Consider the following 23,657-nt stretch of genomic DNA (forward strand, 5'->3'; position numbering starts at 1 on the left):
CGTGCGGTATCGCGTCCTCGGGACGCTGGAGGTGACGCTCGACGGCGCCGACGTGCCGGTGCCGATCGGGCGGTGCCGCGTGCTGCTGGCGGCGTTGTTGTTGCGTCCCAACCGGTTCGTGTCCGTCGACGAACTCGCGGAGCTGGTCTGGAACGGCACTCCGCCGGCGCAGCCCAAGCAGTCGCTCCACCAGGTCGTGCGGCGGTTGAGGGTCGCGTTGGGGGGTGCGGACTGCGTGCGGACGCACTCCGGCGGGTACGAGGCACGGGTCGAGCCGGCGGAGCTCGACCTGCTGCGGTTCCGCGAACTCGTGGCAGCACAGGACTTCGCGGGCGCCGCGGCGTTGCGGCACGGGCCGGTGCTGGCCGACGTGGACTCGGAGATGTTGCACCGCAACGAGATCCGGCACGTGGAGGAGGAGTGCGCCGAGGCACTGGCCCGGTCACAGCGGCACGTGCCCCGGCTGCTGCCCGCCGCCCTGCCGCGCTTCGTCGGACGCGCCGGGCACCTGCGTGAGCTGACCGCACTGGCCGACCAGGGCGGACCGGTCACCGCCACGATCACCGGCACCGCGGGTGTCGGCAAGAGCGTGCTCGCCGTGCAGTGGGCGCACAGCGTGGCCGACCGCTTCCCGGACGGCGTGCTGCACGTGAACATGCGCGGGTTCGACCGGCACCGCGAGCCGATGGCACCCGGCGACGTGCTGAGCCGGTTCCTCGAAGCCCTCGGGGTCCCGGCGGACCGCGTCCCGGCGGCGCTGGACGACCAGGTCGCGCTCTACCGCGAGCGGACGGAGAGCCGCCGCCTGCTGGTGGTGCTCGACAACGTCCGCGACGCCGAGCACGTCCGCCCGCTGCTGACCGGCCCGTCGTTCGTGTTGATCACCAGCCGGGACCGGCTCAGCGGCCTGGCGCGGCAGGACTTCGCGCTCGACGTGCTCAGCACCGAGGAGGCGCGCACGCTGCTGGTGAGCAGGCTCGGCGAGGCGCGGGTGGACGACGCCGACGACCTGGTCGCGTGGTGCGGTGGCCTGCCGCTGGCGCTCGCGATCGTGGCGGCCCGGGCGGCCGAGGCCCCGCACCTGCCGCTGTCCGCGTTCGCCGCCGAACTCGCCGACGAACGGACCCGGCTCGACTCGCTCGACACCGGGGACGCGGAGACCAGCGTCCGCACCGTGTTCCAGTGGTCGTACCAGCAGCTCAGCCCGCAGGCCGCGCGGATGTTCCGGCTCGTCGGCGTGCATCCGGGACCGGACCTCACGATCCCGGCCGCCACGAGCCTCGCCGGTGAGCCCGCCGAAGAGGCCGTGCGCGAACTGGTCAGGGCGAACCTGCTGGTCGAGCACGCACCTGGCCGGTTCACGTGCCACGACCTGCTGCGCGTCTACGCCGCCGACCGGGCGGAGGACGACGAGCCGGCAGAGTCCCGCGCGGTGGCCGTGGAACGCATGCTCGACCACTACCTCCACACGCTCGAAAGCCTCAACCGCACGCACTACTTCAACCACCTCGGCACCCTCCCCGACCCTCCCGTGCCGTCGGACGGCACGACCCCGGAGACGTTCGCGCGGCCGGACCAGGCCGAGGCGTGGTTCCACGCGGAACGCACGGTGATCCTCGCGGTCTTCCTGCTGGCCGACGAGCAGGGCCGCGATCGCCACACCTGGCAGCTGGTGTGGTTCATGACCGACCTGGTCGAGCGGTTCGGGCTCTGGAGGGAGTGGATCGGTCCGTTCGAGCGTGCGACGCAGGTGGCCGACCGGCTGGGGAACCGGCTGATGGTGAGCAGGTTCTTCTTCTTGAGGGCGGTCGGTCACGGCCGCCTCAACGAGTTCGAGGAGGGCCTGGCGCTGTTCGAGGCCGCCGACCAGGTCTGCGCGGAGATCGGCCTGGTCCCGGGGCGGGTGCGGGCCCAGGCGGGCATCGCCTGGGTGCTCGGCCGGCTCGGCCGCCCGCACGAGGCGGTCGAGGTGGCGCGGAAGTCGCTCGACCTGCTGCGCGGCGAGGAGAGCGTGACACCGATGCGGATGCAACTCGCCCTGCACCAGCTCAGCTATGCCCTCGTCCTCGTGGGCGAGTACGCGGAGGTGCTGGACCTGGCGGTCGAGTGGGAAGCCCACAGCGACGGGGCGGACCCGCACAACGTCGGGCTGATGGCGGGCGAAGTGGCGCGCGCGTACATAGGGCTCGGCAGGCACGCCGAGGCGGTGCCGAAGCTGATGGGCGCGCTGGAGGCGTTCGGGCAGATGGGCACGTGGGACGACGTCGCCAGCACCGAGGACCTGCTCGGCGATGCCCACCACGGGCTGGGCGATCCCGCGGAGGCACGCGCCTGGTGGGAGAAGGCGGCCACCCGGTTCGCGGAACACGAGCACCCGGAGGAGGCGGGGGTCAGGGCCAAGCTCGCCGGCCTGAACTGACCCCGGAAACGAGTGAGCGGTGCTGGTGGCCCCCCAGGAACCTTTGCCACCAGCACCGCTGAGAACTACCTTGCCCGACCCCGCTCACACTTTGCTCACACAGCGATCACACACCGTCTAAACTGGCCTCGACCTGGGGGGACTTGTGCGAGTCGAGTACCGCGTGCTGGGGCCGTTGGAGGTGTTTCTCGACGGCGAGCCGGTGGCGGTCCCCGCCGGTCGGTGTCACGTCCTGCTGGCCGTGCTGTTGCTGCGGGCCAATCGTTTCGTCACGGTCGACCAGCTGGTGGACCACCTCTGGGACGGTGCCCCGCCGAGTGCGGACCGGGCGCACAAGACGTTGCAGATGGTGGTGCGGCGGCTGCGGGTGGCGCTCGGCGAGGCCGACTGCGTGCGCACGCTGCCCGGCGGCTACCAGGCCGTCATCGACCCCGACCAGCTCGACCTGCTGCGGTTCCGCGCGCTGGTGAGCTCGGGTGACCTGGGGGTGGCCTCGGCGTTGTGGCGCGGGGCGCCGCTGTCGAACGTGCAGGCCGAGCGCCTGCACCGGGAGGACGTGCCGCCGCTGCACGACGAACGGCTCACCGTGCTGGAGCGCAGGGTCGAGGCCGACCTCGACCGCGGGCTCGCCGGTGAACTGGTGAGCGAGCTGCGGACGTTGGTCGCGGAGAACCCGCTGCGGGAGACGTTCTGGCGGTTGCTGATGCTCGCGCTGTACCGGTCGGGGCAGCAGAGCGAGGCGTTGCGGGCCTACCAGGAGGTCAGGACGCTCCTCGTGGACGAACTCGGCGTCGATCCCGGCCCGGTGCTGCGGGAGCTGCACGAGCAGATCCTGCGCGCGGAGGTGCCGGAGAGCGGGCGTCAGGTGCCGCGCCAGCTGCCGGCCGTGGTGCGCAGCTTCGTCGGCCGGGACGCCGAACTCGGGTTGCTCGACGAACCGGTCGGGCTCACCGTCGTGCACGGCGTCGGCGGCATCGGCAAGACCGCCGTGACGTTGCAGTGGGCCCGCGCCGTGCGCGACAGGTTCCCCGACGGCGACCTGTACCTGAACCTGCGCGGGTTCGAGGCGGACGCCGCGCCCGTCGACCCGGCGGTGGCGGCCGAGATCCTGCTGATCGGCCTCGGCGTGGACGAGGTGCCGGCGAACCCGGAGGCGCGGTTCGCGTTGCTGCGCACCACTCTCAACGATCGTCGGCTGCTGCTCGTGCTGGACAACGCCGCGGCGAGCAGTCAGGTCGTGCCGCTGCTGCCCGGCGCCGCCGGCGTGCGGGTCGTGGTGACCAGCCGCAACCAGCTGCGCGCCCTCGTCTCGCGCTACGACGCGACCGCGATCGAACTGCGGCAGCTGGACTTCCCGGACGCCCGGCTGCTGCTCGCCGCCGTCCTCGGCGAGCAGCGCCTCGACGCCGAACCGGACGCGGCCCGCGAGATCGTGCAGCGGTGCGGAGGGCTGCCGCTCGCGTTGCGGGTCGTGGCCGAACGGGTGGCGCGGTTCCCGGACACGTCGCTGCGGGAGTTCGTGGCGGAGCTGGACAACGCGCGCCTGGACGCGTTGAGCGACTTCGACGACGTGGACGTGCGGGCGGTGTTCAGCTGGTCCTACCGGGCCCTGGACGACGAGTCCGCGCGGATGTTCCGGCTGCTGTCCGTCCACTTCGGACCAGACCTCGACGTGAGCGCCGCGGCGGCGCTGGCGGGCGTGCCGATCGCGCAGGCGCGGCGGTTGCTCGAACGGCTGGTGGCCGACCACCTGGTGCAGTCCCGCTCACCCGGCCGCTACGACCTGCACGACCTGCTGTGCACGTACTCCGCCGAGCTGAGCGGCGACGACGAGCAGGCGGCGCGGCGCGTCATGGAGTGGTACGCCTTCACGCTGGTGAACGCCTTCGAGGCGTTGCAGGGGGTCGGGAACCTGACGTCCGTCGGGGAGATCACCTCGGGCGTGCGGCCCCGGGAGTTCGGGTCGGCGACCGAGGCGATCTCCTGGGCGCGGGACGAGTGGCACAACCTCAAGGCGTTCGTACCCGCGGCCATCGCGCGCGGCTGGACGACGCTCGCCGTGCAGGTGCCCGCGCACCTGTCCCGCTACCTCAACGTCGACAGCGGACGGCGCCCGGAGGCCGTCGAGCTGTTCGAACGCGTGCTGCCCCACGGCACCGAGAAGGAACAGGCGGCGCTGCGCAACAAGCTGGCCTCGCTGTACGACCACTGCGGCCGGTTCACCGACGCGGTGCGCACGCGCCAGGAGGTGCTGCGGTACGCCCGGAAGTTCGGCGACCGGCGGGCCGAGGCGGTGGCGCTGCTCAACACCGTGGGCTCCTACGAACGCATGGGCGACCTGGAAAGCGCGCTCGCGACGAGCCGGGAGGCCCACGTCGTCGTCACCGAACTCGGCGAGGACTACCTGGAGTGCTCGTCGCGGGGCAACACCGCGCTGATCCTCAACCTGCTCGGGCGGTACGAGGAGGCGTTGGCCGAGATCACCGCCGCCATGGCCGTCTCGAAGACCATGAGCAGCGAGGTCCGGCAGGCGCGAGACCACCTGGTGCTCGGTGAGACGCTCGCCGGGCTCGACCGGTTGAACGAGGCGGAACACGCGCTGCGGATCGCGCTCGACGGCATGGTCCGGTTCGGCGACCGGGAGAACGAGGGCGACGCGTCGCGGCATCTGGGCGGTGTCCTCGCCCGGCTGGGCCGGCGCGACGAGGCGCTGACGGCGTTGCGCCGGGCCGTCGAGCTGTGGCGCGACCTCCGCGACGACCGTCTCGGCGAGGTGGAAGAGCAACTGGTCGAGCTGGAGGCCGGTTGACGGGGGTTGGAGCCGAGGCGCCGCCGCGGTGGAAGAGGTGTACCGCGACGGCGCCGGACGACAGCGGCCCCCCAGCCGATGTCTCGCAGTTGTCGTCCTCGGCTGGTGACCACTCTGCCGGGTGCCGCTCACACTTCGGTCACACACTTCTTGTCTCCACAGTGGACGGACAGGTGAAGGGGTCATGAACGTCGAGTACCGCGTCCTCGGTCCGTTGGAGGTGCTGCGCGACGGGGTGCCCGTTCCGGTTCCCGCCGGGCGCGGTCGCGTGCTGCTCACGACGTTGCTGCTGCGGCCCAACCGGTTCGTGTCCGTGGACGAGCTGGTGGAACGGCTGTGGGACGGCGAGCCGCCCACCCTCGACCGCGCGCACAAGACGTTGCAGATGGTCGTGCGACGGCTGCGGATGGCGTTGGGCGACGCCAACTGCGTGCGCACGGCCACCGGCGGCTACCTCGCCGAGGTCGATCCGGAACGGCTCGACCTGACCCGGTTCCGGCGGCTCGCGGCCGAGGGCGAGTTCGCGGCCGCGCTCGCGCACTGGCGGGGCGAGGTGGCGTCCAACGTGGTGTCGGAGCACCTGCACCGCGAGGACGTGCCGCCGCTGGTCGAGGAACGGCTCGTGGTGCACGGCAGGCGCGTCGAGGCCGATCTGGCGCGCGGCCGGGGCGAGGAACTGGTCGGCGAACTGCGGGAGCTGACCGCGGCACACCCGTTGCGCGAAGGGTTCTGGGCGCAGCTCGTGCAGGCGCTGCACCAGGCGGGCCGGCAGGGTGAGGCGCTGGCCGCGTACGAGCAGATCCGCGATCACCTCGACGAGGAGCTGGGCGTCGAGCCCGGTCAGCCGTTGCGCGACCTGCACACCCGGCTGCTCGACCGGACGGGCACCCCGCGGCAACTGCCCGCCCCGCCGGAGCACTTCGCCGGGCGCGCGGCCGAACTCGCGAAGCTCACCGAGGTCACCACGGGCGGGGCCGCCGTCGTGATCACCGCCATCGACGGCACCGCGGGCATCGGCAAGACGGCACTGGCCGTGCGGTGGGCCCACGCGGTCGCCGACCGGTTCCCCGACGGGCAGCTCCACGCGGACCTGCGCGGGTTCGACCCGGCGGCGGAACCGGCCGACCCCGCCGAGGTGCTGGCCGGGTTCCTCGGCGCGTTCGGGGTGTCCGGCGGCGCGGTCCCGGCCGACCTGCCCGAACGGGCCGGGCTCTACCGCAGCGTGCTCGCCGAACGCCGGGTGCTGGTGCTGCTCGACAACGCGCGGGACGTGGAGCAGGTCCGCCCGCTGTTGCCCGCCGGCCGCGGCTGCCTGGTCGTGATCACCAGCCGCAACCGGTTCACCGGCCTCGTCGTCCGCGAGGGCGCGGTACCGGTGACGCTCGGCGTACTCGGCCCGCAGGACGCCGTCGCACTGCTCACCGCCCGGCTCGGCGCCGGACGGGTGGCAGCCGAACCCGCCGCCGTCACCGACCTGGTCGCGTTCTGCGGCGGCCTGCCCATCGCCCTCGCCGTCGCCGCCTCCCGCGCCGCGGAGGACCCCGGCCTGACGCTCCGCGAGCTGGTCGACGAGCTGCACTCGGCGGACGGCCCGATGGGCCAGGTCGAGGCCGTCTTCGCCACGTCGTGCAGCCGCCTGGACGACGACACGGCACGGCTCTTCCGGCTGCTCGGCCTCCCGGCGGGCCCCGACATCTCCCTCGACGCCGCCACCGCGCTGGACGGCCGCGGCCGTGCCGACGTGCGCAGGTCGTTGCAGACCCTGGCGAACATGCACCTGGTCGTCGAACGGGTACGCGGCCGGTACACCACCCACGACCTGCTGCGCGAGTACGCGTGTTCGTTGCGGGAACAGGATTCCGAGCAGGACCGGGACGCGGCCGTGCGGCGCTTGCTGGAGTACTGCCTGCACTCCGTCGACAACGCCGACCGGCTGTTGCGGCACAGCCGTTCGGAAGTCGAGCTGAAGCCGCTCTCGGAAGGCGTGCGACCCGCGCGGTTCGAGGACTCGGCGGTCGCGGCGGCCTGGTGCGAAACCGAGCACGACAACCTGCTGGCGGTCGTGCGGCTCGCCGGCGCGCACGGCCTGCACGACCACGCGTGGCAGCTCGCGACCGTCATGTTCGGCTACCTCTACCTGCGGCAGCGTCCGGCCGAGCGGATCGAGCTGTACCGCGTCGCGCGGGCGGCCGCGCGGGCGGCGGGAAACCGGTTCGCGGAGGGCATCACCCTGCACTCGCTCGCGAACGCCCTCTCGTCGCTCGGCTCGTTCGCCGAAGCCGCCGTCGAGTACGCGGCCGCGTTGCGGGTGCGCGAGGAGATCGGGCACGTGCACGGCATCGCGGTCACCCTCGACCAGTGGGCGATCAACCACGCGATGAGCGGTGACCTGGCCGCGGCGAAGGCCATGCACGAACGGGCCATCGCGAAGCGGAGGGAACAGGGCGTGCCGGCCGGACTGGCCCTGGCGCTCAACAACTACGCGATGACGTTGGTGAGCCTGGAGGAGTTCGACGCCGCGCTCGCCGCGAACGACGAGGCGTACACCGTCATCACGCGGGCGGGGCTGACCGAGCTGGTCGCATCCACTTTGGACACTCGCGGTCTGCTGCACCTGGAGCGCGGCCGGCTCGCCGAGGCCGTGGCGACGTTCCGGCAGGTGCTCGCGCTGCCCGCGGACCAGTTGTCGGACGCCATCAAGACGGTCACCCTGGAGAACCTCGCCGACGCGCACCTGCGGCTCGGGCGTGCCGGGGACGCCGTGGCCGCGTTGCGGGAGGCCCTGGCGCTGCGGGAGGCGAGGGGCAACGTGAAGGTGGCCGAACAGCTGCGGGCGCGGATCGCCGAGCTGTCCTGGGACGACCGGTGAGCGCCGGGTGCCGGAGCCTTCTGCGACAGATCGCGCCCACTCTGCGTTGAACTCTCGTGGCCAGGTTGGCCATCCGTGTCGTCCCGGACAGTCGCATCGGGTAAGCATGTGCGCGGAAGAGGGGAAGGTGCATGAGCCTGCACGTCGCGGTCGACTTCGGCACGTCGAGCACCTGCGTTGCGATCTCCGCGCACGGGCGGGAGCCGCAGGTCGTCGTGTTCGACGGCCAGCCGCTCGTGCCGTCCGCTGTCTTCGCGGCCGCCGACGGGACGTTGTTCGTCGGGCAGGAGGCCGAGCGGCAGGCCGCTGTGGACCCTGCTCGGTACGAGCCCCATCCGAAGCGCCGGGTTGATGAAGGGGAGTTGCTGCTCGGCAGCACCGTGTTGCCCGTTGTGGACGTTGTTCGCGCTGTGTTGGCGCGGGCCGTGGGGGAGGCTCGGCGGGTTGCCGGTGGTGCGCCGGTGGATTTGCTGGTGCTCACGCACCCCGCTGACTGGGGGACCGTGCGCACTCGGGTGCTGATGCAGGCTGCGCGCGGGCTCGGGCGCGAGTTGGTGTTGGTGCCCGAGCCGGTGGCGGCCGCTGTGTTTCATTCGGCGAGCCATTCGGTGCCGGACGGGGCCGCGCTCGCCGTGCTGGATCTGGGTGGCGGCACTGTCGACGCGTCTGTGGTGGCTCGGGCCGGGAAGAGCTTCCGGGTGTTGTCGGCCAAGGGTGATCCCAGTTTTGGTGGTGCCGACGTCGACCAGGCGTTGCTCGAGCACGTCGGTGGGCTGGTGTCGGCCAAGGATCCGGAGGCGTGGCGGCAGCTCGTCGAGGGGCGGGAGATGGCCGACCGGCGCAAGCGGCGAGTGCTGCGCCAGGACGTGCGCGGGGCCAAGGAGACGTTGTCCCGGCACGCCTACACCGACGTGCCGATGCCGCCGCCGTTTCCCGACGCGCACGTGACTCGGTCGGACCTCGAGCAGTTGATCGCCGCGCCGCTCGGCCGGGCCGCCTCGCTCGCCGCGGCCGCCGTTCGGGACGCCGGGGTCGCGCCACAGCAGCTCGCCGGGGTGTTCCTGGTGGGTGGGTCCAGCCGGATTCCGCTCGTCGCGCGTCTCGTGCACGACCAGTTGCGGGTGGTGCCGACGAGCATCGACCAGCCGGAGACCGTGGTGGCCCGCGGTGCGTTGCGGGCCGTGAGCCTCGATCCCGAACGGACCGGTGGCGTCGCCCAGCAGCCCGGGCCCTCGGGTGAGGTCACTCACAACATCCGGGTCGGCGAGGAGACCACCCGCAAGATCACCCGCCGGATCACGCCGCCGCCGGGGCAGTTCCAGACCGGCTTTCCGCCGCCGCCGGGGCACCCGGCGCCCGCGAAGAAGAGCCGGGCCGGGTTGTTCGTCGCGATCGGGGTCGTGGTGGTGCTCGTCGCGGCCGGGGTCGGCGGCTACTTCTGGTTCAAGCAGAAGGACGACCCCAAGACCCCGGCTCCGCCCAGTCAGTCCGGCAACGAGATAGCCGTCTACGACTACCGGTTCACCCTTCCGGACGGCTGGGAGCAGACCGGTGGCGCCGCCGTTGATCGGCAGGTGCTTTTGCAACCGATTGAGCGCGAGAATTCCAATAGCAAACAGCCCGATGCGCGTATTGCTGTGCAGGAGCAAACTCTCAACTACGACAGCAACCGGGATCGGGTTCGCGCGTTGACCGAGTTGAAGAACACCTATGAGCAACGCAAGGACAAAGGCGATGGCGTTGCCGACTTCGCCGACAACGCCACATTCGCGGGCAAGTCTGTTGTTCACTATCGCGAAGCAGTCGGGGAGACGGCCGTCGAGTGGTACATCCAGTTCTCCGGCGAGCACCAGGTGAGCGTGGGCTGTCAGGCGTCCCAGACTGCTCAGGGCCAGGTCCGCACCGCCTGCGAGCAGGTCGTCCGCTCACTCGTCATCAAGTGATCCACAGGGAGTCGCAGATGTCCGCCACCGAGGTCCTCGCCCGGTTCCGCGCCGAGGTCGGAACGGCCCTCACCCGCGCCCGCCGCGCGTCGGGAGAGATCGGTGAACGCAACGCCAAGCTGCGGGAACGCACGCGTGACCTCGCGGTGCGGGCGCGTGAACGCAGGGGCGAGCCCGGTGCCCAGGCCACTCCGGCGGACGTCCGGGAGGCCGCCACGGGGTTCCGCACCGACCGCGGTCTGGTCGTCGAACAGGTGCCGGAAGCGTCCGAAACGACCGCGCCGCGTCCAGTTGAGACGGAAACGGCGGCCACGCTGGGTTCCGCCGCCGTCGCCGGTCCGAGTGGTCAGCTTCCCCGTGTGAGTGACGATGACGAGGACTTTTCGCAGTCGCGAATCCTCTACTGAGACCTGGTTTCACCCGGAGCCGTTTACTAGCGCAACTACTTCCAAAGAAGTCGCGACACGACGGAACCGGCATGGCAGGGTCTTGCGTCGGAAGAGGCGTACGAACCAAGAAGTACGACCTGAAGTTCTCTGAAGGGGGCATCTCCCAATGGCATTGGAAGTTACCGCAGCCGAGCTCGACGCCCTGGCCAAGAAGATCATCGACGTCGATGGTCAGACGCAGGGCACGCTCCGCCAGGTCCAGAACGCCGTCGACACCGTCTCGGCCTCCTGGGAAGGCGAGGCCAAGCAGGCGTTCGTGAACCTCATGGGCCGCTTCCACGAGGACGCCCGGAAGCTCTCCGAGGCCCTCAACACCATCGCCGAGTCGATCGCGAGCTCCGCGGACGTCTACGCCCGTCAGGAAGAGGACAACCGCTCCTCCATCGGTGGCCTCGCCGGTCGCCTCAACGGCTGATCCTGGCCTCTCGGCTCCGCAGTACCGCTCGACTTCTTTGAACTACCAAGACTTCTAGGGGAGATGAAATGTCGCTGAAGGTCACCTTCGCCGAAATCGCACAGGCGTCCAGCACGATCAACAGCTCGGCCACGCAGATCGACGGTCAGCTGTCCGACCTCAAGGCCGACGTCACCAAGACCCTTTCCGGCTACCAGGGTCAGGCCCGTGAGCAGTACGAGGCCGCGCAGCGCAAGTGGGACGACGCCGCTGCCGACCTGCAGAAGGTGCTCGCCGCCATCGGTACCGCCGTCGGCCAGGCCGGCGAGGCCTACGAGATGGCTGAGAAGCAGAACGCCAGCCGCTGGTAAGCCTGCACTGACGCAAGCCCGCTAGACCCTTCGCGAGCCCCGGAACCACGTGGTCCGGGGCTCGCGTACGTCCGGAGTGAGGGGCTTTGGAGGACCCGTTTTGGTCCCCACACCACCCATCCGGTATCTTCTTACGTTGTTGTGCGGTAGCTGGCGCCCATGTGTGCCGCGCCTGTCTCGGAACCACCGCTTGGCCAGTCCAAGATCGGTCTGGGGCAACCGCCGAAGTGACCCCAGACGCAAGTGACGACGAGGTAGATCCGTGCGCACGTACAGCCCGAAGCCCGGTGAGGTGACCCGCACCTGGCACGTGATCGACGCCCAGGACGTGGTGCTCGGCCGGCTCGCCACCCAGGCCGCGACGCTGCTGCGCGGCAAGCACAAGCCGACTTATGCGCCTCACGTTGACACTGGTGACTTCGTTGTCATCATCAACGCTGACAAGGTCGCTCTGACCGGCGCGAAGCGCGACCAGGCGTTCCAGTACCGCCACTCCGGTTTCCCCGGTGGTCTGCGCAAGCAGTCGTTCGGCGAGGTCCTGGACACCCGTCCGGACCGCCTGGTGGAGAAGGCGATCAAGGGCATGCTGCCCAAGAACCGCCTTGGCCGCCAGATCGCGAACAAGCTCAAGGTCTACGCAGGCCCGAGCCACCCGCACGAGGCGCAGCAGCCCCAGGCCTTCGAAATCAAGAAGATCGCCCAGTGAGCGACGAGTACACCGAGGAAGTTCCTGTGACCACCCCTGAGAACGAGACCCCTGAGGTCGAGACCCCCGAGGTCGAGGCTGAGGTTGTCGAGGCCGAGGTCGTCGAGGCTCCTGAGGCCGAGGCCGCTGAGGCCGAGGTCGCAGAGGCTGACGCCGAGGTCGAGGAGACCTCCGCGCCGGTGGCTGTCGCTCCCGCGCTGAACGGCGCTGCGCACCTCGCGCAGACCGTCGGTCGCCGCAAGGAGGCCGTCGTCCGCGTCCGCCTCGTGCCCGGCACCGGCAAGTTCACCCTCAACGGCAAGACCCTTGAGGCGTACTTCCCGAACAAGGTGCACCAGCAGCTCATCCGTGAGCCGCTCGTCACCACGGAGAAGCCCGAGACGTTCGACGTCATCGCGAACCTGCGTGGCGGCGGCATCACCGGCCAGGCCGGTGCGCTGCGTCTCGCCATCGCGCGTGCGCTGATCGCCGTCGACTCCGAGGACCGCCCGGTCCTCAAGAAGGCCGGCTTCCTCACCCGTGACCCGCGGGTCAAGGAGCGCAAGAAGTACGGTCTGAAGAAGGCCCGCAAGGCGCCTCAGTACTCCAAGCGCTGATGCTCCATCGCGGGGCGAGCTGTGTCTGCGTTCGTCAGACCACGGCTCTTCCGCGGTGACTGCGGGGACACCCCGCACCCCGAGCTTCATCAGCTGTACCTGCGGGAGCAGCAGTTCACTCCGAACTGCTGCTCCCGCAGTGTTTTCCGGGTTTTCCGGGTGTGTCCCCGCCGCCTCGCAGTGTCCACATCGGAGGTTCCATGGCCCGCCTGTTCGGCACAGACGGAGTACGCGGTCTCGCCAACGCAGCTCTCACCCCCGAGCTCGCGATGTCTCTCGCCGCCGCCGCGGCACGGGTGCTCGCCGAGCACGACCGCTCCCACCGTCCCGTCGCCGTCGTCGGCCGCGACCCCAGGGCGAGCAGCGAGATGCTCGACGCCGCCGTCACCGCGGGCCTCACCTCGGCCGGTGCGGACGTGCTGCGCGTTGGCGCTCTGCCCACGCCGGCCGTCGCGTACCTGGTCGCCGCTCTCGGCGCCGACATCGGCGTGATGATCTCCGCCTCGCACAACGCGATGCCGGACAACGGGATCAAGCTCTTCGCCGCCGGCGGCCACAAGCTGCCCGACGAGGTCGAGGACGAGATCGAGCAGCACATGGGCCAGGGCTTCGACCGCCCCACCGGTGCCGCGATCGGCCGGGTGCGTGACGTTCCCGACGCCGAGACCCAGTACGTCGAGCACCTGCTCAAGGTCACGCCGCACCGCCTCGACGGCCTCAAGGTCGTGGTGGACTGCGCGAACGGTGCCGCGTCGGTGGCCGCACCGGACGCGTACCGCCGCGCCGGGGCCGAGGTGATCGCGATCAACGCGAACCCGGACGGCCTGAACATCAACGACGGCTGTGGTTCGACTCACATCGACGTGGTGGCCGCCGCCGTCCGCGAGCACGGTGCCGACCTCGGCATCGCGCACGACGGTGACGCCGACCGCTGCCTCGCCGTGGACGCCCAGGGCAACCCGGTCGACGGCGACCAGATCCTCGCCGTCCTGGCGATCGCCATGCGCGACGCCGGTGAGCTGTTCGAGGACACGCTCGTCGCCACGGTCATGAGCAACCTGGGCCTGCACATCGCGATGCGCGAGTCCAAGATCAACCTGCGCACCACCGCCGTCGGCGACCGCTACGTGCTGCAGGACCTCAAGGCCGGCGGCTACTCGCTCGGGGGCGAGCAGTCCGGCCACGTCGTGCTCCCGGCCCACGCCACCACCGGCGACGGACTGCTCACCGCGCTGCGCCTGATGGCCCGCATGGCCGAGACCGGCAAGTCGCTCGCCGACCTGGCCTCCGTGATGCGCCGCCTGCCGCAGGTCCTGATCAACGTGAAGGTCTCCGACAAGGCGGCCGTGGCGAAGGCCACGTCGGTCAGCGAGGCCGTGGCCGCCGTCGAGGCGGAGCTCGGCGACACCGGCCGCGTGCTGCTGCGCCCGTCCGGCACCGAACACCTCGTGCGGGTGATGGTCGAGGCCACCAGTCACGAACAGGCGGAGTCGGCCGCGCAACGCCTGGCGGGTGTGGTTTCCTCGGTGCACTGAGGACTGACGGGGGCTGGAGAATGACCGTGCTGATGTTGCTCGTACTCCTGGTTCTGCTGGGAGGTGCGGTAGCGGTCGTCATCGCTGTGGTGCTCGCGACGAAGCGCAAGGCTCAGCCCCCACATCCACCACCGGGTTTCCCGCCTCTAGGCCACGCTCCGCAGGGCCATCCGCAGCAGCAGCCGCATCCGCAGGGGTACGCGCAGCAGCCGTATCCGCAGCAGCCGCCGCCTTCTCCGCCCGGTCAGCCGTCCACCCGGAACGGCGGTGGACCGCGATGAGGATCGGGCCCGTGCAGTTGATGGTCTTCCTGTTCATGCTCGTCGTGGCGGCCATCGTGGTGGTGATCGTGGTTGTTGCGAAGAAGCAGAACCGGAAGCACCTGCCGCCGACCGGGTACGGGAAACCCGAGGCTCAGCACCCGTACCCGCCCCAGGTCCCGCCGGTCCAGGGTCACCCGGCTCCTGGCGGCCATCAGCAGTACTCGCCGCAGGGCCAGTACCCGCCGCAGGGTCAGTACCCGCAGCAGCCCGCCCCCGGTCAGCAGTGGCCTCCGCAGGCCCCTGGGCAGCAGCCTCCTCCCCGGTCGCAGTGGTGATCTCCGCACGGCGTTAGCAAGTGCAAGCGACGCGTCCGTTCACCCGCGAGGATGGCCGTGGCCTGCAAACATGGGAACCGGATGCAACGCTGTTACGTCGGACTGGGGTATGCCGGTTCACATCGGCGGACGTTCTACGGGGTGTGGCGACAGGCCACGGAGGGGAGTTCGGGTGGCCGGCTTCGGTACTAGCCCGGAGGAGATGGGCGCGGTCGCGGGGAAGGTCAAGGGTGCCGGTGAGGGCACCAAGGCCACCAGCGACAAGATCGCCCAGACCGACATGGGGGGCCTGGACTTCGGCAAGGTCCACGGCACGGCCCTGACCGGCTACCAGACCGGCATCCAGAAACTCGCCAAGTGCGCCCAGAGCTTCGTGACCGCGAGCGCGGATTTCGCTGCCCGTCTCGAAGCGAGCAAGGGCGGCTACGAATGGGTCGAGTCCGCCAACGCACAGAAGATGGCGAAGTAAATGGAGCAGCCCACCTGGCAGGAAGTCAAGGCACTCCTCGACAACCCGAACATCCCGTTCGAGGAGCGCAAGGAACTCGCGCTGCGGTACTTCGACCGCGCCGAGGACGAGGACATGCCCGGCCTCAGCGAGGACGAGGCGAACAAGGTCGTCGAGGAGTACGACAAGAAGTTCTCGCTCGGTGACTGGGACCGCACCTGGGCCGACGACGAGGACGACAACTTCCAGGACTCCCTCGACGCCGCGCGCGCGTCCGACAAGGCGGACAAGGAGAAGAACGGCGACACCGCGGCCGAGAAGGCCGCCGTCGACGCCGGCAAGCAGCAGCTGCGCGACCAGTCCCGGGGCGGTCAGTACAACGCCGGTGTGGCGAAGTCGGACGACATCATCGACAAGGGCAACGCCGCGTTGAAGATGTTCGACCGCTTCGTGCCGAAGTACCTGGAGGCCTGCGGTGTCGCGGGCAAGGGCAACGGCGACTTCACGCACCAGCGCCTCATCGACATGTGGAACGAGCAGCGCGGCATCCTGTTCTCCAAGCTCGAAGCCGAGATCCAGGAGTGGGCGACGGCCCGCAGCGCGATCAGCGACGGCCTGAGCAAGATGCAGACCGACCTCAACGGCCTCTACAGCCACTGGACCGGTCCGGCCTCGGAGAAGTCGAGCGACTTCTTCGGGAAGTTCCAGGCGCAGGCCCGGGTCGTGACGGAGTCGCTGACCGGGTCCGAGCAGGCCGTGGGCATGGCGTGCTCGAAGGTCGCCGAGGCGGTCCGGGTGAAGACCGGGTGGTTGCTGGACAACTACAAGGAACGCATCTGCGAGCGCACGCCCGCCGAGATCGACGTGATCATCCGCGTCGCCAAGCAGGGCAGGGGCGCGAGCGACGAGGACATCCAGACCATCGCGTCGTTCCTGCCGACCCAGCCGGGGCAGCAGTCCGTGGCGGACATGGTCGGCGACGACAACTGCGACCTGAACGACGAGACCAAGGACTACGCCGCCCGGCAGGCCGTCGAGTGGTGCAAGATCTTCTGCGACGCGTTCCGCGGCGGCATCCTCGACCCCTTCAAGACCACGTGTGAGAACACGAAGAAGGCCGTCGACGAGCACTGGGCCAACATGAACAAGTTCCTCGCCGAGCGCGACGAGGACCCGTTCAAGGTGCTCGGCCAGACCCAGGGCACCGACGGCAAGGGCGGCGGTGGCAAGGACGGCACCGGCGGTGGTGGCGGTGGCGGCACCGGTGGTGGCGGCAGCGGCAGCGGCGGTGGTGGAACGGGTTCCGGCGGTGGCGGTGGCGGCGGCATGCCGGAGATCCCCAAGCCGGAGAACCCGCTCGACAAGAACGGTGACGGCAAGCCCGACATCCCCGGCGACACCGACGGCGACGGCAAGATCGACGACCTCGACGGTGACGGCAAGCCCGACAACCCCGCCGACGAGGGCAAGGGCGGCGGTGGTGGCGGCAAGGGCGAGGAGAACCTCGACACCGTCACGGTTCAGGCCGGCGACAACACGATCAAGGTCACCGAGCCCGATTCCAACGGGCACGTGAAGATGACGATCGACACGCCGAAGGGCGAGCCGAAGACCTACGACCTCGACTTCAGCAAGAACCCCGAGGCTGCCAAGGCCCTCATGGGCCCGAACGGCGCGCAGGCCATCACCACGATGGCCGGGCAGCTCGCCGGGACCTCGCCCACCGGCGCGCAGGCGGTCGCGGGCGCGGCCGGTGTCGCTCCCGCGGGCGGTGCCGTCGCGGGAGGTGCTCTTGCCGGTGGCGCGCCGCTCACCGAGGGGCCGCTCGGGTCGGAGACGAACCCGATCCCGGTCGAGGTGGGTGCCGACGGCAAGATCCACATCGAGCAGGACGGCGTGAACTTCACCGCCGAGGTCGACGCCAAGACCGGCGAGATCAGCCTGACCGCGGACAACGGCGATGGCACCCCCGACCGCGTCGGCGTGGACTTCGGCGACGAGGACCAGGCGGGCGATCGCGGTGCCGGTGGCGGCGGAAGTGGTGGGGTGGCAGGGGATCTGCGTCTCGACGAGCCGCTGAACCTGCGCGACCAGGACTTCCCGCAGGCCGTCGAGGGCCAGTTCCAGACGATGCCGGCCCAGGGCGAGTTCCAGGGCGTGCCCGCGCAGACGTTGCCCGCAGAGGCCGGTTTCCAGACCATGCCCGCCCAGGGCGAGCAGGTCTGGAGCCCGCCGGGGCAGGAGGCCCCGAACATCGGCGAGCGGTTCCAGGACTCCATGGCCCGCAGCTACATCGCGGACAACGGCATCATGCCGAGCCTCGGCGAGAACCAGGGTTCCCAGTTCGCGCACGCCACGGCCGCGACGGACAGCACGACCACGTCCGGTGTCTCGTTCACCGGCGGTGGCGGTTCGTCCGGTGAGTCGGTGCTGGGTGGGTCGGCGCCGGACAACGCCTGGAGCACGCCGTCGCAGGGCGACAACGGCGGGGCGTTCAGCACGAACGCCTCCGAGGCCGGCCAGGCCGGTTCGGCGAACCTGCCGTCCATGCAGGACGCGCACGGCCAACCGACGTCCGGTGCCCAGTCCGGCGGCATGATGGGCGGCGGGATGATGGGCGGTGGCGGCATGATGGGTGGTGCCGGTGCCGGTGGTCAGCAGGGCGGTGACACCGAGCGGGGTGCGAGCCAGTGGCGCACCACCGGTTCCCTGTTCGACGAAGACAACAACAACCCGCTCAACCGCTCCGCGGCGGGTGTGTACGGGGAGGAATCTCGGCCGTGAGCGTCCAGGACGAGGTCAGGGCTTTGGAAGCGCGGTTCGAAGCGACGAACCGCGAACACGCCGAGCGCGCCGAGTTGGCAGGCCGCAAGGTCGACCAGGCCATGGCCGAGGCCAAGGAGAAGAACGAGAAGAACCTCGCCAACGCGGCCAAGGTCGGCGCGCGGCTGCACGAGATGGCCGGTCGCCAGAAGGCGGCCGGTGGCTGGGGCACCCAGGCGGCCACGGACAAGAAGACCGGCGAGTACGCGTTCGGCACCGAGGAGGACTCGGAGCAGGACGACATGCCGGGCTTCCGTCCGGGTGGCTGGGCGCCGCCGTCCTCGCCCGTGCCGACCCCGGAGCCCGTCGTTCCGGTAGCGCCCGTGCGCGCGGCACCGACGCTTCCGCCGCCGCCGCCTCCTCCGCCCCCGGCCCGTCCGGCGCGGCGCCCGCAGCGGCCCGTCGTGGACGATGACGACGACATGAGCAACCAGAGCTGGTTGTCCTGAAACGGTGAACGCCCCCAGGTCTCGATGACCTGGGGGCGTTCTCGTCGGATCACTGTGGCGGCGGTCCGTAACCGGGTTGTTGGCCCTGCGGCGGTCCGTAGCCAGGAGGCGGGGTCTGCGGCGGGCCTTGGGGCGGCCCAGGCGGGAAGCCCTGCGGCTGGCCCTGGGGAGGTCCCTGCGGCCAGCCTTGAGGCGCGCCCTGTGGCGGTCCCTGCGGGTAGCCCTGCGGCTGTCCTTGCGGGTGGCCCTGGGGCGGTCCGTAGCCCTGCTGGGGCGGTCCCTGCGGGAACTGTCCTGGAGGGAACTGGCCTTGGGGCCCAGGCCCGTACGGCGGCCGCTGCCCGTTCTTCTTCGCGGCGTAGGCGGCGTAGTGCGGGGCCATCGGCGGCAGCCACGGGATCGCGGCCGCGATCAGCACACCGACCAGCACGGCGAGCAGCTCGCCGTCGAAGGACCCGTCGAACGACCTCAGCAGGAACGCGATCAGGTACAGCGCTGCCGCGGCGCCGATCACGTACCGGCCGACCGCCATCCCGATCGCGACGATCAACGCGCCGATGACCAGCGTCAGCGCGCCCACGGCGAGCGTTCCGCCCGTCGCGATGCGCATGAAGTCGCCCTTGGAGAAGCCCGTCAGCATCCGGTCGACGGCCTTGATCACCACGCCGCCGCTGCACGCGAGCGCGAGGACGCCCACGGCCACGACCAGACCGATGCGCAGGCCCTTGTTGTCGGGTGCGGGTGCGGGTCCCTGGAACTGCTGCGATTGCTGCTGCTGCCAGCCCTGATTAGGCATCACGCACTGCAACCTAGCGCAGCGTGAGCCGGCCTTCACCGCGTGTTCGACGCTCAGCAGGTCACCTCGCGGCACCGGCCCCGCGCCCCGGTACAACCAGTACAGGGACGCGGGGCCGGCACCACGATGCGACCGTCTGAACGCCGAACACGGGGCAAAGGCCGGCTCACGCCGCGCTAGCGCGTACGCAGCGCCTCCCGCTGGAAGACCAGCTCGGCGTTCTTGACGTCACTGTCCAGCAGCTCGTCGTAAGTGCGTTCGCCGGTCAGCACCCGCAGCAGGAACGCCGTCACGTACGCCCGCCCGAGCTTCTGCGCGCCGCGTTCGCCACGTCCGTCGAGCATGAGCTCGCTCCAGTGCCGTCCCTCGGTGAACCCGAGGTGCGAGGCCTTGGGCAGCAGGCGGAGCTGCACCGGGCCGCCCCACGCGGACGCGATCGCCTCGGCATGGCCGACGGGCGGTGCGATGCGGTCCTCGCCCGCTGCGAGGTGCAGGCCGGGCGCGCGCACGGACCGGGCCGCGTCGAGGGCCGAGGGGTGCGTCTCCGTTGCGGCCAAAGTCACAACGGCCCGGACGCGCTCGGACTCGGAGGCCGCGAGCACCGCCGCGCCGCCGCCCATCGAGTGGCCCGCCAGGGCGAGCTTGGCCGGGTCGACGCTGATCTCCCCGGTGCCGAGGCGCACGCCGGTGCAGACGTCCAAAGTGGTCAGCAGGTTGGCCGCGAGGACCCTGGCGGACAGCAGCGGACCGCGTTCCACGGCGGGGGCCGCGGCGACGACGCCCCAGGACGCCAGGTGCCGCAAAAGGCCGTGGTAGCGGCGCACGGGCTGCATCCAGCCGTGTCCGAGCGCGACGGCGGGCAGGCCCAGGCCGGCGCTCGGGGTGAAGATCACGCCCGGCAGGCCCACCAGGGCGAGGTCGCCGCGCAGCACGGGGTGCGGGCCGGGCCTGCTGAGCTGCTCAAGTGCCTGTTTCGCGGTCAGCGTGATCACGCGGCGAGCCATGTGGTGAACCGTAGTCGATCCTGTCGCGCACACCACACCCGAGATTGGTCTACACCACATGTGGCGCTGACCAGGACAAACAGCAGCCGCTCACTCATTAGGGTTAGCGGCGTGGTCTAGCTAGTCTGTTTTCCGTGTGCGGAATCGTGGGATACGTGGGTCACCAGTCGGCGCTCGACGTCGTGCTGGACGGGCTGAGGCGCCTCGAGTACCGGGGTTACGACTCGGCGGGCGTCGCGGTCGTGACGGGCGACGACCTCGCCGTCGAACGCAAGGCCGGACGGTTGCAGAACCTGGAGACGCTGCTGGACGAGGTGGGCCGCGAGAACTTCGTGGGCACCGTCGGCATGGGTCACACCCGGTGGGCGACGCACGGCGCGCCGATCGACAGGAACTCGCACCCGCACCGCGACACGACGAACCGCGTCGCCGTGGTGCACAACGGCATCATCGAGAACTTCCTCGCGCTGCGCTCCGAACTCGAAGGGCTCGGCGTCGAGATGGCGTCCGACACCGACACCGAGACGGTCGCGCACCTCGTGTCGTTCGCCTACACCGAGGGCGACACGAAGGGCGACTTCATCGCCAGCGTGCGCAAGGTCGTGAACCGCCTCGAAGGCGCGTTCACGCTCGTCTTCACGCACGCCGACGAGCCGGACACGGTCGTCGCCGCGCGCCGCAACTCGCCGCTGGTCGTCGGTGTCGGCGACAACGAGTACTTCGTCGCGAGCGACGTGGCCGCGTTCATCGCGCACACCAAGGAAGCCGTCGAGCTGGGCCAGGACCAGATGGTCGTGCTCACCCGCTCCGGCTACGAGGTCACCGACTTCGCCGGCGAGCCCGCCGAGGCCAAGCCGTTCACGGTCAACTGGGACCTCAGCGCCGCCGAGAAGGGCGGCCACGAGTACTTCATGCTCAAGGAGATCGAGGAGCAGCCGGAGGCGCTGGCGAACACGCTGCGCGGCCACTTCGCGAACGGCCGGATCGTCCTCGACGAGCAGCGACTGTCCGATCAGGACCTGCGCGACGTCGACAAGGTCTTCGTCATCGCGTGTGGCTCTGCCTACCACTCGGGTCTCGTCGCGAAGTACGCGATCGAGCACTGGACGCGCCTGCCCGTCGAGGTCGAGCTCGCCTCCGAGTTCCGCTACCGCGACCCGGTGCTCGACCGCGACACGCTCGTCGTCGCCGTGTCGCAGTCCGGCGAGACCGCGGACACGCTGGAGGCCGTCCGCCACGCCCGTGCCCAGAAGGCGCGCGTCCTGGCGGTCTGCAACACCAACGGCGCGCAGATCCCGCGCGAGTCCGACGCCGTCCTCTACACGCACGCCGGCCCGGAGATCGGTGTCGCGTCGACGAAGGCGTTCCTCGCCCAGATCGCCGCGAACTACCTGGTGGGCCTGGCCCTGGCGCAGGCGCGCGGCACCAAGTACCCGGACGAGGTCGCCCGCGAGTTCCACGAGCTGGAGGCCATGCCCGAGGCGGTGCAGCGGGTGCTCGCCACCAGCGAGCAGGTCCGTGCGCTCGGCCGTGAACTCGCCGACTCGAAGGCGGTGCTGTTCCTCGGCCGCCACGTCGGCTACCCGGTGGCGCTGGAAGGCGCGCTGAAGCTCAAGGAACTCGCCTACATGCACGCCGAGGGCTTCGCGGCGGGCGAGCTCAAGCACGGTCCGATCGCGCTGATCGAGCAGGACCTGCCGGTCGTCGTGGTCATGCCGTCGCCGAAGGGCCGTGCCGTCCTGCACTCGAAGCTGGTGTCGAACATCAGCGAGATCCAGGCCCGCGGCGCCCGCACGATCGTGATCGCCGAGGAGGGCGACGAGACGGTCCGCCCGTTCGCCGACCACCTGATCGAGATCCCGGCCGTCCCGACGCTGCTGCAGCCGCTCATCTCCACGGTGCCGCTGCAGATCCTCGCGGCCGAGATCGCGTCGGCCCGCGGCTACGACGTCGACAAGCCTCGCAACCTGGCGAAGTCCGTTACCGTCGAGTGAGTGAGAGGCGTCTGGCACACCGAACGCGTCAAAGCCGCTGAAGAAGAGCTCATGGCGGTCGTCCCGCCAGGCTCGTTGATGCGCAAGGCCGCGTTCGGTGTGGCCACCCACGCCCTCAGGCTTTTGGGCGGACGGCGCCGCGTCACGTTGCTCGTCGGTGCGGGCAACAACGGCGGCGACGCGTTGTGGGCCGGTTACTTCCTGCGCCGGCGCGGGGTTTCCGTGTCCGCCGTGCTGTTGGCGCCGGAGAAGGCGCACGTCGAAGCCCTGGCGGCGTTCCGCCGGGTCGGCGGCCGGATCGTCACCGAGGTGGGCTCTCCCGACCTGGTGATCGACGGCATCGTCGGCCTCTCCGCGCGCGGCCCGTTGCGCCCGGCCGCCGCTGACCTGGTCGCTTCGGTGAGTGCCCCGATCCTGGCCGTCGATCTGCCGTCCGGCATCGACCCGGACACCGGTGAGATCTCCGGGCCGCACGTCCACGCGCACACCACCGTCACGTTCGGCTGCCTCAAGCCCGTGCACGCCCTGGCGGACTGCGGCGAGGTGCATCTGGTCGACATCGGCCTGCGACCGTCCGACCCGGACTTCGTGCTGCTGGACCGTTCTGATGTTCGCTGGCCGGTGCCAGGGCCTTCTGACGACAAGTACACCCAGGGCGTCACCGGGGTGGCGGCCGGAAGTTCCGCTTATCCAGGCGCCGCAGTGCTTTCCACCGGCGCGGCCGTGCTCGCGACCTCCGGCATGGTCCGCTACGCCGGACCCGCCGCCGACGCCATCCGCGCGCGGTGGCCGGAGGCGGTCTGCACCGGGTCGATCACCGACGCCGGGCGGGTCCAGGCCTGGGCGGTCGGGCCGGGAATGGGAACCGGGTCGTCGTCGGCCGAGGTGCTGCGGTTCGTGCTGGACGCCGGGGTCCCGGTGATCGCCGACGCGGACGCGATCACGTTGCTGGCCTCTCAGCCGTCGCTGTGGGACGCCCGAGATCCCGACGCTGCTTTGGTGCTCACCCCGCACGACCGCGAGTTCGAACGGCTGGCCGGGCCGGTGGGCTCGGATCGCGTTGCGGCGGCCCGGAAAGCGGCTCAGCGGTTCAACGCCGTGGTGCTGTTGAAGGGACACCGGACCGTGGTGGCGGCGCCGGACGGACGGGCGCTGGTGAACTCGGCGACCTCGTCCTGGCCTGCGACGGCCGGGTCGGGCGACGTGCTGTCGGGGATCATCGGCGCGCTGCTGGCGTCCGGCCTGGACCCGTTCCTGGCGGCGGGGTACGCCGCGTACACGCACGTGCTGGCCGCGGAACTCGGGGCGAACGGCGCGCCGTTGCCGGCGTCGGGGCTGATGGAGGCGATCCCGGACGCGATCCGGACGATCTTGTCGGTGCCGTCTGGGAGAATTGAATCAGGGGACCCCCTGGAGGGGACCCCTGCGTGAGCGCTCGCTCACACTCCTGAGCT

General features: G+C 70.6%; 18 protein-coding genes. 16 read left to right on the plus strand and 2 right to left on the minus strand.

Annotated elements, in window-relative coordinates:
• Position 1 precedes the first annotated feature (1 nt).
• The 14 genes from JNUCC0626_RS37135 to JNUCC0626_RS37200 all read left to right on the plus strand — a co-directional run bounded on the left by JNUCC0626_RS37135 (position 2) and on the right by JNUCC0626_RS37200 (position 18,409).
• Positions 2–2,419: an NB-ARC domain-containing protein gene (locus tag JNUCC0626_RS37135; protein ID WP_394615353.1), complete on the plus strand. Its 2,418-nt coding sequence runs from the start codon at positions 2–4 to the stop codon at positions 2,417–2,419.
• A 145-nt stretch (positions 2,420–2,564) separates the two neighbouring features.
• Positions 2,565–5,228 (plus strand): AfsR/SARP family transcriptional regulator, encoded by a 2,664-nt coding sequence (locus JNUCC0626_RS37140; RefSeq protein ID WP_394615354.1) that lies wholly within the window; start codon positions 2,565–2,567, stop codon positions 5,226–5,228.
• A gap of 184 nt (positions 5,229–5,412) precedes the next feature.
• Positions 5,413–8,097 carry an AfsR/SARP family transcriptional regulator gene (locus JNUCC0626_RS37145; RefSeq protein WP_394615355.1) on the plus strand — a complete coding sequence of 895 codons (2,685 nt, stop codon included), beginning with the start codon at positions 5,413–5,415 and terminating at the stop codon, positions 8,095–8,097.
• A gap of 131 nt (positions 8,098–8,228) precedes the next feature.
• Positions 8,229–10,040, plus strand: a complete 1,812-nt coding sequence (locus JNUCC0626_RS37150) for a type VII secretion-associated protein (RefSeq protein ID WP_394615356.1) — start codon at positions 8,229–8,231, stop codon at positions 10,038–10,040.
• A 17-nt stretch (positions 10,041–10,057) separates the two neighbouring features.
• Complete coding sequence (locus JNUCC0626_RS37155; RefSeq protein WP_394615357.1) at positions 10,058–10,447, plus strand: hypothetical protein; 390 nt, start codon at positions 10,058–10,060, stop codon at positions 10,445–10,447.
• Positions 10,448–10,595: 148 nt separating this feature from the next.
• Positions 10,596–10,904, plus strand: coding sequence for a WXG100 family type VII secretion target (locus JNUCC0626_RS37160; protein WP_394615358.1), 309 nt, complete (start codon positions 10,596–10,598; stop codon positions 10,902–10,904).
• Positions 10,905–10,972: 68 nt separating this feature from the next.
• Positions 10,973–11,254, plus strand: a complete 282-nt coding sequence (locus JNUCC0626_RS37165; protein ID WP_394615359.1) for a WXG100 family type VII secretion target — start codon at positions 10,973–10,975, stop codon at positions 11,252–11,254.
• A gap of 262 nt (positions 11,255–11,516) precedes the next feature.
• Complete coding sequence (gene rplM / locus JNUCC0626_RS37170; protein ID WP_189160352.1) at positions 11,517–11,960, plus strand: 50S ribosomal protein L13; 444 nt, start codon at positions 11,517–11,519, stop codon at positions 11,958–11,960.
• 26 nt (positions 11,961–11,986) lie between these two features.
• The gene (gene rpsI / locus JNUCC0626_RS37175; RefSeq protein ID WP_394615360.1) at positions 11,987–12,556 is read left to right on the plus strand and encodes a 30S ribosomal protein S9; all 570 of its coding nucleotides are present in this window, start codon (positions 11,987–11,989) and stop codon (positions 12,554–12,556) included.
• A 200-nt stretch (positions 12,557–12,756) separates the two neighbouring features.
• A complete protein-coding gene (glmM, locus tag JNUCC0626_RS37180) occupies positions 12,757–14,091 on the plus strand; it encodes a phosphoglucosamine mutase (RefSeq protein ID WP_394615361.1) in 1,335 nt (444 codons plus the stop codon).
• A 277-nt stretch (positions 14,092–14,368) separates the two neighbouring features.
• The gene (locus JNUCC0626_RS37185) at positions 14,369–14,689 is read left to right on the plus strand and encodes a hypothetical protein (RefSeq protein WP_394615362.1); all 321 of its coding nucleotides are present in this window, start codon (positions 14,369–14,371) and stop codon (positions 14,687–14,689) included.
• A 172-nt stretch (positions 14,690–14,861) separates the two neighbouring features.
• Positions 14,862–15,158 (plus strand): hypothetical protein, encoded by a 297-nt coding sequence (locus JNUCC0626_RS37190; protein WP_394615363.1) that lies wholly within the window; start codon positions 14,862–14,864, stop codon positions 15,156–15,158.
• Entirely contained in the window at positions 15,159–17,921 is a 2,763-nt protein-coding gene (locus JNUCC0626_RS37195; protein ID WP_394615364.1) for a WXG100 family type VII secretion target, read from the plus strand.
• Entirely contained in the window at positions 17,918–18,409 is a 492-nt protein-coding gene (locus JNUCC0626_RS37200) for a hypothetical protein (RefSeq protein WP_394615365.1), read from the plus strand. Before JNUCC0626_RS37195 ends, JNUCC0626_RS37200 begins: the two co-directional genes overlap by 4 nt.
• Before the next feature lie 49 nt (positions 18,410–18,458).
• On the opposite strand, the gene JNUCC0626_RS37205 is transcribed toward JNUCC0626_RS37200, so the two are convergent.
• Both JNUCC0626_RS37205 and JNUCC0626_RS37210 read right to left on the minus strand, forming a co-directional pair.
• A complete protein-coding gene (locus JNUCC0626_RS37205) occupies positions 18,459–19,208 on the minus strand; it encodes a hypothetical protein (protein WP_394615366.1) in 750 nt (249 codons plus the stop codon).
• Between the two features lie 173 nt (positions 19,209–19,381).
• On the minus strand, positions 19,382–20,209 hold the full coding sequence (locus tag JNUCC0626_RS37210; RefSeq protein ID WP_394615367.1) for a dienelactone hydrolase family protein: 828 nt from the start codon (positions 20,207–20,209) through the stop codon (positions 19,382–19,384).
• Between the two features lie 134 nt (positions 20,210–20,343).
• Here JNUCC0626_RS37210 and glmS point away from each other — a divergent pair, with 134 nt between their 5' ends.
• Positions 20,344–22,203: a glutamine--fructose-6-phosphate transaminase (isomerizing) gene (glmS, locus tag JNUCC0626_RS37215; RefSeq protein ID WP_394615368.1), complete on the plus strand. Its 1,860-nt coding sequence runs from the start codon at positions 20,344–20,346 to the stop codon at positions 22,201–22,203.
• Positions 22,204–23,634 (plus strand): NAD(P)H-hydrate dehydratase, encoded by a 1,431-nt coding sequence (locus JNUCC0626_RS37220; RefSeq protein WP_394615369.1) that lies wholly within the window; start codon positions 22,204–22,206, stop codon positions 23,632–23,634. It begins immediately after the preceding gene.
• The last annotated feature ends 23 nt before the right edge of the window (positions 23,635–23,657 follow it).

The organism is Lentzea sp. JNUCC 0626 (assembly GCF_043632865.1).
Classification (GTDB): domain Bacteria; phylum Actinomycetota; class Actinomycetes; order Mycobacteriales; family Pseudonocardiaceae; genus Lentzea.